Here is a 14,209-nt window from a genome sequence, read left to right on the forward strand (position 1 = left end):
TTCGCTACCTGGGCCGCCGAGTTGCAGCTCGGCGGCCCAGGGCATCCGGATCCTTACTCGACCTCTTTGAGGATCCGTTCAAGCGAGGCCAGGCGCGCCCGCATGTCCTCCAGCACGAGGGTGATCTCCCGGAGCTGCAGGTCGGTGCGTTCCTGTACGGCCGCCGTGGTCTCGGCGAGCTGGTGGTACCTGCCCTCGCGTGGCGACAGCACCTTGGCCCGCCAGATGGCGGCGATCTGCCAGATGGTCACGGCGATCACCGTGGAGAGTCCGGCGGCTCCGACGACTTCCGCTAGCGCATGCCCGTTCATCTGGGTGTTTCCTCCTCGCCGCCGCGCTGGACGATCTCAGGTGTGGTGAGAGTGAGTACGGCGGCCGCGACGGCCTCCGGGGTGAGCTGGATGGAGAAGGGGGTCACCTCGTAGAACTTCATCGCCTTCCCGTCCTCGGACAGCTCCATCTGGGCCGACACGAGCCCGGCCGCCTGGAGCTTGCGCAGGTGCACCTGGAGCAGCGCGCGGCTGATGCCCAGCTCGCGGGCCAGCCGGCTGACGTAGTTGCGCTCACGCGCCAGCGCCGCGACGACTCGCAGGCGATGCGGGTTGGCGAGCGTCGCCAGCACCTCCACGAGTTCGTCGCCGTTCGGCACGTCGACTCCTAATCTTTGTTTGCTCCTGCAAGAAAAAGTTAGCAGGTATCCATCGCGGGCACCACCGGACGAGTAACCCGGGATGTAACGCTTTTTCCGCCGACGACCAAGTAAGGGTGTCAGCGGGCGGACGGCGAAGGAGGCGGGGCGGGTGCGCGGCAGCGACGCATCACCGGCGGAGGTCGCCACCGACCCCGAGGCGTTCGAAAGGTTCTACCGGCGCCACATCGAGGTGGTCACACGGTTCGTGACACGCCGGGTCGACGATCCGCACCTGGTGGCCGACCTGGTCGCGGACGTGTTCGTCGCGGTGATCGACTCGGCGCACACCTACCGAGCGGACCACGGCACCGAGGTCGAGTGGCTGCACGGCGTGGCGCGCAACACGCTCGCGGCCCACCGGCGGCGCGCGGCGCGGCAGCGGCGGCTCGAGCACCGGATCGCCGGGCGCCGCCTGCTCGACCCGGACGACGTGTCCCGGCTCGAGGACCGCATCGACGCGGAGAGACCGGCACGCCGGCTGCTGGCCGCCATGGCGGGGCTCCCCCCGAGCGAGCGCGCGGTACTCGAGCTGGTGGTGATCGACGAGCTGACCGTCGGGGAGGCCGCCACCGTCCTGGGCATCCGGCAGAACACCGCCCGGGTGCGGCTGCACCGGGCCCGCCGGTCGCTGCGCGGCAACGCCGATCTCGATCTGACCGTCGCCGTGGAGGGACTGCGATGACCTTCGAGGACAGGCTCCTGGCGGAGCTGAAGACCGAGGTGGCGGGACGAGCCGCCCGGCGACGCGGTACGGCGCGGTGGTGGGCGAGGCCGCGGCCGGTGGCCGTCGCGATCGCCGCGGTGGCGGCCCTCACCGCGGTCGCCGTACCCACGCTGATCGGCTCCGAGGCCACGGCGGCCTACGCGGTCACCCGGAACGCCGACGGCTCGATCACCGTGACCATCAAGGAGTTCCGGGAGGCGGACCGGCTGCAGCGGGAACTCGCGGGCGACGGCGTCCGGACCGACATCACGTATCTGCCCCAGCACAAGAGATGCGCCGGCGTGCGGGGCACCGAGGTCGACTCGGCCCCTCCCCCCCACCAGCCGCTCGTGTGGCCGGAACGGGAACGGCCGGTGCGATCCTTCAAGATCTCCCCGCAGCTCATCGAGCCCGGCCGTACGCTCGTACTGGAGCTCGCCGAGTCGCACCGCACGAAGCTGTGGAAGCTCAAGTTCTACCTGGTGACCGGGCCGGTCGGGCCATGCGTGTTCGAGAACGACCCGTACTGGAACTGACCCGCGTGAGGCCCGTCACCGCGTAGCCCCCGCCGACGGACCCCGCCTCTCCGCCCTCCTGGGAACCGCCCGGCGGCGGTGACGCCCGTCCTCACGCTATTGGACTCATTTACAGTAAGGAGCTGGTCGCTTTGGCGTCCCCCGTGGCCGGCGTGGAGGCGCCGGTCTCCCCCACGCCGTCCCGCCCACCCGGCGCACGCACGCGGTGGGCGGCGCACGCGCCGTTCGCGGTGGTCCTCACCGTCGCGGCCGGGCTGCGGGCCGTGACGATGATGGGATACCGGCCCGGCCGCGTCTACTACATCGACTCCTACGAGTACCTCGACCTCGCCCTGCACCCGCGTCCCGGAACGGGCTTCCGTGGCATCGGCTATCCGCTGCTGCTGCGCCTGCTCCTGCCGTTCCACAGCGTTCCCGTCGTGGTCGCGGCCCAGCACGTCCTCGGCCTCGCGACCGGCCTGCTGATGTACGCGCTGCTCCGCCGCAGGGGCGTGCCCGCGTGGGGCGCCGTGCTCGCGACGGTGCCCGTGCTGTTCGACGGGCAGATGCTCCAGCTCGAGCACGCCGTGCTGTCCGACACGATGTTCCTGTTCCTCGTGGTCGTCGCGGTGGTGGCGCTGATGTGGTCGCCCGGCCGCCCGTCGGCGCGGGCGGCGGCGGGCGCGGGCCTGTCGCTCGCCCTGGCCGCGCTGACCCGGAGTGTGGGCCTGCCGCTGCTCCTGCTCGTGCTGGCCTACCTCGCGGCACGCCGGATCGGCGTACGCCGGTTCGCCGCCGCCGCGGTCGCCGGGCTGCTGCCCCTGGCGGTGTTCGCCGGCTGGTACCGGGCCGACCATGGCCGCTTCGCCCTCTCCGGGACCGACGGGGTCGTCCTCTGGGCACGGACCATGACCTTCGCGGACTGCCACCGGATCCAGCCGCCGCCGGACGAGGCTCCGCTGTGCCCGAACGGCACCTGGCAGGACGCGGCCTCCGAATACGTGTGGGACCCCGACTCGCCGATCAACCGCACGCCCGGGGGCGCCGCCGCGAACAACGACCTCGCACGATCCTTCGCGCTACGGGCGATCCTCGCCCAGCCGCTGGACTACCTCGGCGCGGTCGGCCACGACGTCTCGCTGGCCTTCCACTGGACACCGGCCCGCCACCCCCGGCGCGTGACTCCCGCGTTCGGCTTCGCGAAGGGCCGCTGGGCACCGACCGGGGTGCCGCCGTGGGCGGGGCGGACCCTGTCCGCGTACGCCCCCGGTGCCACCGGGGAGTACCGCTCCGTCGAGCCGTACGCGGCCGTTCTGCGCGCCTACCAGTACCCCGCCTACCTGCGCGGTCCGTTCCTGGCGGCGATCCTCCTCGCGGGCGCGCTCGGCCTGCGGCGCGGCACGCTGCTGCCGTGGGGCACGGCGGTCACGCTGCTGGTCGTGCCGGTCGCGGTCCTCGACTTCGACCACCGGTACGTCCTGCCGGTCGTACCGGTGGCCTGTCTGGCCGCGGCGCTGGCCCTCGCCGGACGGCCCGGCCGGGTCAGGCCCCCTTCAGGTGGCCCTCACCGGTGACGACGTACTTGGTGGAGGTCAGCTCGGGCAGCCCCATCGGACCGCGGGCGTGCAGCTTCTGGGTCGAGATGCCGATCTCCGCCCCGAAGCCGAACTCCTCGCCGTCGGTGAACCGGGTCGAGGCGTTGACCATGACGGCCGCCGAGTCGACCAGGGCCACGAACCGCCGGGCCGCCGGCTGGGAGGTCGTCACGATCGCCTCGGTGTGCGCCGAGCCGTACCGGCGGATGTGCGCGACCGCCTCCTCCAGCGAGCCTACGACGGCAGCGGCGAGGTCGAGGGAGAGGTACTCACATCCCCAGTCCTCCTCGGTGGCCGCCACGACGTCGTCGCCGTACGCGCGCACCGCCTCGTCGCCGTGCACGGTGACGCCCTTGGCGCGCAGGGCCTCCAGGGCGCGCGGCAGGAAGTCGGCGGCGATGTCGCGGTGCACGAGCACCGTCTCGGCCGCGTTGCACACCGACGGCCGCTGCGTCTTGGCGTTCACCAGGATGTCAACGGCCATGCCGAGGTCGGCGTCGGCGTCGACGTAGACGTGGCAGTTGCCGACGCCGGTCTCGATCACCGGGACGGTCGACTCCTCCACGACCGAGTTGATCAGCGACGCGCCGCCGCGCGGGATCAGCACGTCGACCAGGCCGCGGGCCCGCATGAGGTACTTCACCGAGTCGCGGTCGCGGCCCGGGACGAGCTGCACGGTGTCGGCGGGCACGTCGGTGAGCGCCGAGCGCATGACCTCCACCAGCGCGACGTTGGAGTCGTACGCCGAGGAGGAGCCGCGCAGCAGCACGGCGTTGCCGCTCTTGAGCGTCAGGGCGGCGGCGTCGACGGTGACGTTCGGCCGGCCCTCGTAGATGATGCCGACCACGCCCAGCGGCACACGGACCTGCCGCAGCTCCAGGCCGTTCGGCAGGGTGTAGCCGCGGACCGACTCCCCCACCGGGTCCGGCAGCGAGGCCACGTGGCGTACCGCCGCCGCGATCTTCTCGACGCGCTCGGCGGACAGGCTCAGCCGGTCGATCATGTACTCGGACGTGCCCGCCTCGCGGGCCCGCGCGACGTCACCGGCGTTCGCCTCGACGATCTCGGCGGACCGGGCGAGGAGGGCGTCGGCGATCGCGTGCAGCGCGGCGTCCTTGGTGGCGCGCGGCAGCGGGGCGAGCTCGGCCGCCGCCTGCCGGGCGCGCCGCGCCACGTCGAGAACCTGCTCCTGGGTGGTCATGCTCCCCTCCTACCCCGCCGCCGACCGCGACGGTGTCTCCGCACTCGCCAGGACGACGAGGTCGTCCCGGTGGACGATCTCGCGTTCGTACTCCGGGCCGAGCTCGCGCGCCAGCCAGCGCGTCGAGCGGCCCATGAGGTCGGGGATCTCCCCCGCGTCGTAGTTGACCAGCCCGCGGGCGATCAGGCCGCCCTGCTCGTCGCACATGTCCACCGGGTCTCCGGCGCTGAAGTCGCCCTCGACCCCGGTGATCCCGGCGGGCAGCAGCGACTTGCCGCGGCGTACGACGGCCTCGACCGCACCCGGATCGAGCCGTAGCCGTCCCTGGCCGGTCGTGGCGTGCGCCAGCCACTGACGCCGTGCCGACGGCCGTGTCGCCGGCGGGTGGAAGTACGTGCCGGCCTCCTCACCGGCCAGCGCCGCGCCGACCGAGGCGGCGTCGGTCAGCACGACCGGCACGCCCGCGATCCGCGCGGCCTCCACCTTGGTCACCATGCCACCGGTGCCGACCCGCCCGGAGCCGCCGAGGCGTACGCCGCCGAGATCCGCGGGCCCGCGGACGTGCTCGATCCGGCGGGAGCCCGGCAGCCGCGGGTCGCCGGTGTAGAGCGCGTCGACGTCGGAGAGCAGGATCAGCGCGTCCGCGCGGACCAGGTGGGCGACCAGGGCGGCGAGCCGGTCGTTGTCGCCGAAGCGGATCTCGTCCGTCGCGACCGTGTCGTTCTCGTTGACGATCGGCACGACGCCGAAGGCCAGGAGCTGCTCCAGCGTGCGCCGGGCGTTGCGGTGGTGCGAGCGCCGCATCATGTCGTCCGCGGTGAGCAGCACCTGCCCGACGCCCAGGCCGTACCGCGCGAAGGAGGACGCGTAGCGGGCGATCAGCAAGCCCTGGCCCACGCTCGCCGCCGCCTGCTGGATGGCCAGGTCACGCGGGCGTGCCGGCAGAGCGAGCGGACCCATTCCGGCGGCGATCGCGCCCGAGGACACGAACACCACCTCGCGGCCCTTGCCGCCGTCCGGGCTCCGCCAGCCGGTCAGGGCGTCGACGAGCGCGTCGATGCGGGCGGCGTCGATCGCGCCGTCGGGTGTGGTGAGCGAGGAGGAACCCGCCTTCACCACCACGCGGCGGGCGCTCGTGATCGCGGTACGCATCAGCTCGTCCGCCTCCGGCGCGTCATCGGCCCTCCAGTCTGGTGTCGGTGCCCCGGCGGCCCAGCCCCTGCTCGGACCCGGCGAGCACCTCCGGCTCCCAGTCGAAGACGATCGAGTCGTCCTCGGTGCCGATGAGCACGGTCGCGCCGGGCTCGGCCCCCGCCTCGGCCAGCCGCTCCTCGACGCCGAGCCGGGCCAGCCGGTCGGCCAGGTACCCGACGGCCTCGTCGTTGGAGAAGTCGGTCTGCCGGAGCCAGCGGCGCGGCTTTTCCCCGGTGATCAGGAAGCTGCCGTCGCCGAGGCGACGGATCTCGAACTCCGGCCCGCCGACCGGCGCCGGCCGGATGACCAGCCGGGTGGGCTCCTCGGCCGGCTGCGCGGCGCGGTAGGCGTCCACCATCTCGGCCATCGCGAAGCCCAGCTCGCGCAGGCCCTCGTGCGTGGCGGCCGAGATCTCGAACACCCGTAGCCCGCGCTCCTCGAACTCCGGCCGTACGAGCTCGGCCAGCTCACGGGCCTCGGGGACGTCGACCTTGTTGAGGACGATGACCCGGGGCCGGTCGGCCAGCGGCCGGTCGCCGAGGGCGTTGTAGGCCTCCAGCTCGGCCTCGATGACCTCGAAGTCGGAGATCGGGTCGCGGCCCGGCTCCAGGGTCGCGCAGTCGAGCACGTGCACCAGCGTCGAGGCGCGCTCGATGTGCCGCAGGAACTCCAGGCCCAGGCCCTTGCCCTGGCTGGCCCCCTCGATGAGGCCGGGCACGTCGGCGACCGTGAAGACGGACTCCCCCGCGCTGACCACGCCGAGGTTGGGCACGAGCGTGGTGAAGGGGTAGTCGGCGATCTTGGGTTTGGCCGCGGACATGGCCGCGATCAGCGACGACTTGCCCGCGCTCGGGAAGCCGACGAGGGCGACGTCGGCGACGGTCTTCAGCTCCAGGACGACGTCGAGCTCGTCACCCGGCTCGCCGAGCAGGGCGAACCCGGGCGCCTTGCGCCGCGCGGTGGCGAGCGCGGCGTTGCCCAGTCCGCCGTGCCCGCCCTGGGCGACGACGAACCGCGTGCCGGCGCCGGTCAGGTCGGCGAGGATCTCGCCGGCCGGCGTCTTGACGACCGTGCCGTTCGGCACGGGCAGCAGGAGGTCCTCGCCGTTCGCGCCGTTCTTGTGCGAGCCCTGTCCCTGCTTGCCGCCGCTCGCCTTGCGGTGCGGACGCTTGTGGTATTCGAGCAGGCTGGCGGAGTTCGGGTCGACCTCGAACGTGATGTCACCGCCGCGCCCGCCGTTGCCGCCGTCGGGGCCGCCGAGCGGCTTGAACTTCTCCCGGTGCACCGAGGCGCAGCCGTTCCCGCCGTTGCCGGCCTGCAGATGCAGCGTCACCCGGTCGACGAACTGCGCGCCCTTGCCGCCCGGGGCGCGACCTCGGGCGGGGGCATGATCGTCCCGGTGGCCGTCGTGCTCCCCCGTCGCCGGGGGAACGGCACGATCCGGCATGGTTCCTTCTTCCTGTCGTGAAACACGACGAGGGCGGACCGATTGATCGGTCCGCCCTCGTCTCGAAGTCGTGCGTGTCGCCCAAGCGGGGGTTCCCGGGGGTCGCCCCCCTGGACCAAACACCGGGCGACGACCCGGCCCGCAAGGGCATAACTGCCCCAGAGTTGCTCGGCGGACCTACTCCGCCGGCGGGACGATGCTGACGGCGCGACGGCCGCGGTAGCGGCCGAACTCGACCGCGCCCGCGACGAGCGCGAACAGCGTGTCGTCGCCGCCGCGACCCACACCCGGACCCGGGTGGAAGTGCGTGCCGCGCTGCCGGACGATGATCTCGCCGGCGTTGACGACCTGGCCGCCGAACCGCTTCACTCCGAGCCGCTGAGCGTTGGAGTCACGGCCGTTGCGGCTGGACGAGGCGCCCTTCTTGTGTGCCATTGTCTGCGACCTACTTTCCGGCCTTGATACCGGTCACCTTGACCTGGGTGTACGGCTGACGGTGACCCATGCGCCGCTTGTACCCGGTCTTGTTCCGGTAGTGCATGATGTTGATCTTCGGGCCCTTGGTGGCCCCGAGGATCTCGGCGGTGACCTCGTACTTGGCCACATCGGCGGGCGCGCTGACGACGTTGTCGCCGTCGACGACGAGCACTGCCGGCAGCGTCACCGTGGAGCCGACCTCACCGGACAGCTTGTCGACGGCGAGCACGTCGTCGACGGCCACCTTCTCCTGCCTGCCGCCGCAACGGACGATCGCGTACACCGCGGAACCTTTCCTTTGCGTGCCTCGGGCACGACTAACCGAACTGAAGCTCATTTCGGAAGCTGCTGCCTGCACCCCGTCGGGCGAGGGGCCTCAGGCGCGCTAACAACGACGCAGAAGCGCCGGATGACCAGGATACCGGATCGGAAGCCTCAAGGTCGAACCGGACGCCGCTTCCGAACCGTGGACCGGCAACAAGCGTGCCGATCCACGGCCCGGGGCGCGCACGTCGGTGACGCGTCGACGGCCGGAAGCCGTGGCCATCCGGTGCTCCGCCGCGCTCCGTACCGGATGCCCGTCAGTCGGCCGCGGCCTCGGACTTGGCCCGCGGCGACCGGCGGGAACGCCGGCGGCGTCCGTTGGCGGAGGGCTCGGTGTCGCTCACCTCGGCGTGGTCGGAAGGACCGGCGTGGTCCGCGGCCACGGGCTCGGCGGCGCCGTGGCCGTTCTCCCCGCTGTCCGCCATGGCGGGCTCCTTGGCCGGCTCTCCGGCGTCCGGCTTGGCGGACTCCTTGGCGCGCTCGGCCTGGGCCATCTTGTCCTCGACGGCCTTCTCGATGTCGCCCTTGCGCTTGCGGCGCCGGCTCGACCCGCCGGACTTGTCGGCCTTCGGCTCGACCGGCGAGAGCGTCACGTGGATCCCGCGGCCGTTGCAGCACTCGCACGGCTCGGAGAAGGACTCCAGCAGCCCCCCGCCGACGCGCTTACGGGTCATCTGGACGAGTCCGAGCGAGGTCACCTCGGCGACCTGGTGCTTGGTGCGGTCACGCGACAGGCACTCGAGCATCCGGCGCAGCACCAGGTCCCGGTTGCTCTCCAGGACCATGTCGATGAAGTCGATGACGATGATGCCGCCGATGTCACGCAGCCGGAGCTGGTGGACGATCTCCTCGGCGGCCTCGAGGTTGTTGCGGGTGACGGTCTCTTCGAGGTTGCCGCCCTGCCCGGTGAACTTTCCGGTGTTGACGTCGACGACCGTCATGGCCTCGGTGCGGTCGATGACCAGCGAGCCGCCGCTGGGCAGCCACACCTTGCGCTCCATGGCCTTGGCGATCTGCTCGTCCACGCGGTAGCCGGAGAAGATGTCCTCCCCGTCGGACCACAGCTCGAGCCGGTCGGCCAGGTGCGGCGCGACGTAGCCGACGTACTCCTTGACCATGTCCCAGGCGTCCTCGCCCTGGACGACGAGCTTGCTGAAGTCCTCGTTGAAGATGTCGCGCACGACCCGGATGGTCAGGTCCGGCTCGCCGTACAGCATGGCCGGGGCGTTCGCGGTCTTGGACTGGCGCTTGATGTTCTCCCACTGCGCGGACAGGCGCGAGACGTCGCGGGCCAGCTCCTCCTCGGCCGCGCCCTCGGCGGCGGTCCGGACGATCACGCCGGCGTTCTCGGGCATGACCTTCTTGAGGATCTGCTTGAGGCGCGTGCGCTCCTTGTCGGGCAGCTTGCGGCTGATGCCGGTCATCGAGCCGTCCGGGACGTACACGAGGTAGCGGCCCGGAAGCGAGATCTGGCTGGTCAGGCGCGCGCCCTTGTGCCCGAGCGGGTCCTTGGTGACCTGGACGAGGACCGACTGGCCGGACTTGAGCGCCGACTCGATGCGGCGCGGCTGGCCCTCCAGCCCGGCCAGGTCCCAGTTGACCTCGCCGGCGTACAGCACGGCGTTGCGGCCCTTGCCGATGTCGACGAACGCCGCCTCCATCGACGGCAGGACGTTCTGCACCTTGCCGAGGTAGACGTTGCCGACGTAGGACTGGTGGCTCGACCGGTCGACGTAGTGCTCGACCAGCACGTTGTCCTCGAGGATGCCGATCTGCGTACGGTCGCCCTCCGAGCGGATGACCATGACGCGCTCGACGGACTCGCGGCGGGCCAGGAACTCCGACTCGGTGACGATCGGCGGCCGGCGGCGGCCCTGCTCGCGTCCTTCGCGGCGGCGCTGCTTCTTGGCCTCCAGGCGCGTGGAGCCCTTGACCGCCTGCACCTCGTCCTCGACGGCGCGGGGTTCACGGACGTGCACGACGGTGTTGGGCGGGTCGTCGCCCGCGATGTCGTCGCCCTCGCCCCCGCCCACGCGGCGACGGCGGCGGCGACGACGGCGGCTCGAAGAGGAGCCGGCCTCCTCGCGCTCCTCGCCCTCGTCGGCGGACTCCTCATCGGCCTGCTGGGAGTCCTCGTCGGTCTCCTTGGCGGTGTCCTCGGCCTCCTGGCCCTCACGGGCCTTGCCACGGCCACGGCCGCCACGACGGCGACGGCGGCGCCCGCTCTTGTCGGTGCCCTCGTCGTCGTCGGCCTGGTCGTCGGCCTCGTCGGCCCTCGGCACCTCCTGCTTGGGCTCGGCCTTGGGTTTGGCCTGGCTCTCGGCCTTGGGCTTGGCCTGGCTCTCGGCCTTGGGCCGGCGCGGCGGGGCCTCCTCGGCGGGCATGGCCGGAGGCTGGAAGACGACCATCGGCGGCTGGAACGCCGCGTCGGGGACCTCCGGGCTCTTGGGCGCGCTGGAGACGGCCGGCGCCGCCGGCTCGGTCTTCACCGTGGCCTCGGCCTTCACCGGCGTCTCGGCGGCCGGTGCCTCCGGCGCCTCGGCCGCGGCCTTGCGCGTGGTCCGGCGGGCGCGGGTCGTCTTGGCAGGACGAGCCTGGTCCTCGCCCACGGGCGCGGACGGTGTGCTCTCCTCGGGCTCAGGAGGCGGCCCGGCCGGGCGACTGGCCCGGCGCGGGCGGCTCACCTTCGTGGTCTCACCAGTCGATTCATTGCCGGTGTTCTCAGTGCCGCCTGTGGCGTCACCGATCTCGTTGTCAAGCATGCGGGCGTTCTCCCGTCAGCTCCCGGGCGCGACCCGCCAGGGTGCGCCGCGCAGGAGCGATCCGTTTCTCGTTGGCGCCGGCTCGGCCCTTCGGGTCGTGCCGACAAAGTCATGAGGGGTGCGCCCGGCTTTCGGCGAGAGTCCATGCGATGCACGGAAATCGCCTACGGCTGGGCACCGACGGCGTCCGGCTCCGCCATCCGTACGGCGTCCGCGTGCGCGGCGGCGACATCGCCTGCCGGTGCGGTCTGCCGGTCGGGGGCCAGCGGGTCGGTGAGCTCACCGGTGTCATCGGCGAGCAGTCCCTGCGCCAGCCGCGTCACCAAGGGAGGCGACGGCGGCGCGAGGCCGGCCACAAGCCGAAGTCCGGTGAGGACGTCGTCAGGTCGAACAGCGGGTGTCGTGTGCCGAACAACCATTCGAAGTATGGCACACTGCGCATCCGCGCCCTCGGTGGCGCGCCGGTCGAGCTCGCACGCGATGACCGCGCCACGGGCGTCGAAGCTCCGGCGGCCCTTCTTGGTGAGGCGTTCGACCTCGATCTCATCGGCCGCCATGAAGGCGGCCACGGCGGCGCCGGCGGTCTCCGGGGCGACCCCGTCGAGACGTACGAGCCAGCTCGATGCCTCCAGGCGGTCCGCCAGAGTTCCGTTGCGCGCCTCGACGACGTCGAGGATGTCCAGACCCTCGGGTAGCGCGTCGTCGAGATCGGCCCGCAGCCGGCCTGGATCGCAGGGGGCGGCAAGCCCGATTTCGAGGTATTCCGCCTCACTGGCGACACCAGTGGCCGCCGCACCCGAATACGAGATCTTCGGGTGGGGGCTGAATCCGGCGCTGAACGCCACCTGGATCCCGGCGCGCCGGATGGCGCGTTCCACGGCCCGGGAGATGTCTCGGTGGCTGGTGAACCGCAGCCTGCCGCGCTTGGCGTAGCGCACGCGAAGCCGCTGGGTCACGGGGGCCGGCGCCGGGCCCTCCGGCATGGGTGCCAGTGTTTTGATCCTTCCTACTCGTGCCAGTGCGAAAGTCTTTTGTTCTAAGAGTACGGGGTCACGGACGCCGTGCATCCAGGCCGAGTGCCCTGGAGACCGAACGTCCGGCCGCGCGTACGGGTTCCCCCACATGGTGGCGGAACCAGCGCGCCGCCGGTACCACCGTGGCCCGCCAGATTCGGCGTACGGCCCGCAGGACCGGCCGCAACACCACCCGCCACAGAAATTTCAGGGGCCGTACGAGAAGGTGGTGAAGAATCACGCCGGCGAGCCGCCAGGTGTGGGCGAGCAGCCGGCCGAACGCAGCCAGAACCGGCCACAGCACGGCGCGCCACAGCGCGGCGAGCACCCGCCCGACGGGCCGTGCGACGAGCATGACGAGCCAGGCGAGACCGCTCAGCAGCGGCACCAGGACGTACCTCAGGAGCGCGCGCCCCAGCGGGAGCAGGATCCGCCGGCCCACCCATCGCAGCGGCACCACCACCAGCACGCGCAGCGCCCAGCGGATCGGACGCCAGACCAGTTCACGCAGGACCCACGCCACGGGTCGTACGAGGGCGTTGTAGAGCAGCCATCCGAGGGGGCGCAGCACGTACGCGCCGAGGAGCCGTCCGATCACGCTCAGCACCTCCCACAGGAGGCGTACCGGCAGAACGATGATCAGGAGAGGGATCGTCACGCAGCCCGGAGAGCCGTTGTCCACGCTGTTCACTCACCTATGACGCGGGCGTGAGGCTTTTCGTTTCGTCTACGCGGGCGGCGCGGTGGTGCGACGGACGATCAGCCGGTGGTCCATCAGCACGCACGGCGCGGGGTCGTCCTGGGCCGGTTCGAGCAGCAGCCGCCCGGCGGTGGTGCCCTTCTCGGTGATCGGCTGGCGCACGGTGGTGAGCCCGGCCGGCTCGGAGGCGGGCACGTCGTCGAACCCGACGACGGACAGCTCGCCCGGGATGTCGATGCCCCGCTGGGCCGCGACGTCCATCACCCCGAAGGCGATCTCGTCGGTGGCCGCGATCACCGCCGTCGGGCGCGGGTCCAGGTCGAGGATCCGCGCGGCCGCCCGGCGCGCGATCTCCCGGTCGTTGGTGGTCGGGTAGATCGGGATGTCGGACCAGTTCAGACCCGCTTTGAGACACGCGTCGTGGTAGCCGGCCACCCGGGCACGACCCGCGCCGAAGCGGTGACCGGCGACGAGGTCGATGTCGAGCCAGGCCGGCTCGGGACCACGGCCGGGACTCTGGGCCGCCATCGGCTGCGCCGCGATGATCGCGATGCGCCGGTGCCCAAGCTCGAGCAGGCAGGTGGCCGCCTCGCTCGCCGCGGTCCGGTCCTCGATGCCGACGAACGGCACGCCGGGGACGTACGGGTGGTCGACCGTGACGACGGGCAGACGGCGGCGCATGACGGTCTCGACGAGCGGGTGGGCCTCCGGCGAGAAGAGGCAGAAGCCGTCGACGACGGCGTCGCCGATCACCTCTTCCGCGACACCGGGCGAGGGCCAGCCGATCAGGTGCAGGCCGGTGCCGGACTGCTCGGCCACGCGGCTGAGCCCGCGCAGGAAGCCGACGGCGTAGGAGTCGGCGAAGGCGTACGACAGCGTCTCGGTGAAGACGACCCCGATCACTCCGGCACGCCCGCGGCGGAGCGTACGGGCGGCGGGGTTCGGCCCCGGGTAGTCCAGCTCCTCGGCGACCTCCATGATCCGCTGCCGCAGCTCCTGTTTGAGCTGGTCGGGCCGGGAGAAGGCGTTCGACACGGTCGTTCGTGAGACGCCGACCCGGTCGGCGATCGTCTGCAGCGTGACGCGTTCCACACCGGAGACCCTATTTCTGAATTGATTCAGAAGCGACTTGGCCGTAGGCTCGTGCCTGGTTCTGAATCGATACAGAGACCTAGAGAGGGCACATGGAACCGCTGCAGATGATCGCGTTCGAGTCCGCTCGCCGTCAGGCGCGGCAGCACCTGCTCGACTCGCGTCCGGAGGCACCCAAGGTCGCCTACCGGCCGACCCCGCGCCAGGAGGCGGCGGCCCAGGTCCGGCGGACCGCCCGCGCGCACCTCGCGGGCATGCTGCGCCGCACCGCCGACCGGGTCGACCCCTGCCCGGCCCCGTCCGCGGGCTGAGCTCCTGCCCGGCCCGAGGCGCGGACCGAGCACCCGCCCGTAGGCCGAGCCTCCCGCCCAGCCCAGGGCGCGGACCGAGCACCCGCCCGATCCCGCCCGGCTGAGCCCGACCTGATCCGGCGGCCGAGCCGCACGAAGCACGCGCGCGGCCCCGGATCCCACCGTCATCCGTCGCCGGCCGAAG

The 14,209-nt window shown here is 72.1% G+C and carries 15 protein-coding genes; 4 read left to right on the plus strand and 11 right to left on the minus strand.

All coding sequences use genetic code 11. The annotated features are described in order from the left end of the window. Positions 1-53: 53 nt before the first annotated feature. Positions 54-251 carry a hypothetical protein gene (locus ABEA10_RS29570; RefSeq protein WP_329241212.1) on the minus strand — a complete coding sequence of 66 codons (198 nt, stop codon included), beginning with the start codon at positions 249-251 and terminating at the stop codon, positions 54-56. 56 nt (positions 252-307) lie between these two features. Then, entirely contained in the window at positions 308-649 is a 342-nt protein-coding gene (locus ABEA10_RS29575) for an ArsR/SmtB family transcription factor (RefSeq protein WP_345469452.1), read from the minus strand. Positions 650-800: 151 nt separating this feature from the next. Here ABEA10_RS29575 and ABEA10_RS29580 point away from each other — a divergent pair, with 151 nt between their 5' ends. The 3 genes from ABEA10_RS29580 (at position 801) to ABEA10_RS29590 (ending at position 3,483) form a co-directional block, all read left to right on the plus strand. Continuing rightward, positions 801-1,373: an RNA polymerase sigma factor gene (locus tag ABEA10_RS29580; protein ID WP_345469454.1), complete on the plus strand. Its 573-nt coding sequence runs from the start codon at positions 801-803 to the stop codon at positions 1,371-1,373. Then, positions 1,370-1,930, plus strand: a complete 561-nt coding sequence (locus ABEA10_RS29585; protein ID WP_345469455.1) for a hypothetical protein — start codon at positions 1,370-1,372, stop codon at positions 1,928-1,930. The genes ABEA10_RS29580 and ABEA10_RS29585 overlap by 4 nt, the downstream gene beginning before the upstream one ends. A 131-nt stretch (positions 1,931-2,061) precedes the next feature. Next, on the plus strand, positions 2,062-3,483 hold the full coding sequence (locus ABEA10_RS29590) for a phospholipid carrier-dependent glycosyltransferase (protein WP_345469457.1): 1,422 nt from the start codon (positions 2,062-2,064) through the stop codon (positions 3,481-3,483). On the opposite strand, the gene ABEA10_RS29595 is transcribed toward ABEA10_RS29590, so the two are convergent. The 9 genes from ABEA10_RS29595 to ABEA10_RS29635 all read right to left on the minus strand — a co-directional run bounded on the left by ABEA10_RS29595 (position 3,452) and on the right by ABEA10_RS29635 (position 13,714). Then, on the minus strand, positions 3,452-4,705 hold the full coding sequence (locus ABEA10_RS29595) for a glutamate-5-semialdehyde dehydrogenase (RefSeq protein WP_345469459.1): 1,254 nt from the start codon (positions 4,703-4,705) through the stop codon (positions 3,452-3,454). The genes ABEA10_RS29590 and ABEA10_RS29595 overlap by 32 nt on opposite strands. A 9-nt stretch (positions 4,706-4,714) precedes the next feature. After that, on the minus strand, positions 4,715-5,857 hold the full coding sequence (gene proB, locus ABEA10_RS29600) for a glutamate 5-kinase (protein ID WP_345469460.1): 1,143 nt from the start codon (positions 5,855-5,857) through the stop codon (positions 4,715-4,717). Between the two features lie 22 nt (positions 5,858-5,879). Beyond that, positions 5,880-7,346 (minus strand): GTPase ObgE, encoded by a 1,467-nt coding sequence (gene obgE, locus ABEA10_RS29605; protein WP_345469462.1) that lies wholly within the window; start codon positions 7,344-7,346, stop codon positions 5,880-5,882. Positions 7,347-7,523: 177 nt separating this feature from the next. Further along, positions 7,524-7,781 carry a 50S ribosomal protein L27 gene (gene rpmA, locus ABEA10_RS29610; protein ID WP_290119150.1) on the minus strand — a complete coding sequence of 86 codons (258 nt, stop codon included), beginning with the start codon at positions 7,779-7,781 and terminating at the stop codon, positions 7,524-7,526. A 10-nt stretch (positions 7,782-7,791) separates the two neighbouring features. Further along, on the minus strand, positions 7,792-8,106 hold the full coding sequence (rplU, locus tag ABEA10_RS29615) for a 50S ribosomal protein L21 (protein ID WP_285585043.1): 315 nt from the start codon (positions 8,104-8,106) through the stop codon (positions 7,792-7,794). Between the two features lie 298 nt (positions 8,107-8,404). Continuing rightward, positions 8,405-10,909, minus strand: coding sequence for an Rne/Rng family ribonuclease (locus ABEA10_RS29620; protein WP_345469468.1), 2,505 nt, complete (start codon positions 10,907-10,909; stop codon positions 8,405-8,407). A 164-nt stretch (positions 10,910-11,073) separates the two neighbouring features. After that, on the minus strand, positions 11,074-11,892 hold the full coding sequence (locus ABEA10_RS29625) for a TIGR03936 family radical SAM-associated protein (RefSeq protein WP_345469470.1): 819 nt from the start codon (positions 11,890-11,892) through the stop codon (positions 11,074-11,076). A 67-nt stretch (positions 11,893-11,959) separates the two neighbouring features. Next, positions 11,960-12,613: a hypothetical protein gene (locus ABEA10_RS29630; protein ID WP_345469472.1), complete on the minus strand. Its 654-nt coding sequence runs from the start codon at positions 12,611-12,613 to the stop codon at positions 11,960-11,962. 36 nt (positions 12,614-12,649) lie between these two features. Next, positions 12,650-13,714: a LacI family DNA-binding transcriptional regulator gene (locus tag ABEA10_RS29635; RefSeq protein ID WP_345469474.1), complete on the minus strand. Its 1,065-nt coding sequence runs from the start codon at positions 13,712-13,714 to the stop codon at positions 12,650-12,652. A 92-nt stretch (positions 13,715-13,806) separates the two neighbouring features. Here ABEA10_RS29635 and ABEA10_RS29640 point away from each other — a divergent pair, with 92 nt between their 5' ends. Next, a complete protein-coding gene (locus tag ABEA10_RS29640) occupies positions 13,807-14,025 on the plus strand; it encodes a hypothetical protein (protein WP_345469475.1) in 219 nt (72 codons plus the stop codon). The last annotated feature ends 184 nt before the right edge of the window (positions 14,026-14,209 follow it).

This window comes from Actinoallomurus oryzae (genome assembly GCF_039541955.1).
Taxonomy (GTDB): Bacteria; Actinomycetota; Actinomycetes; order Streptosporangiales; family Streptosporangiaceae; genus Actinoallomurus; species Actinoallomurus oryzae.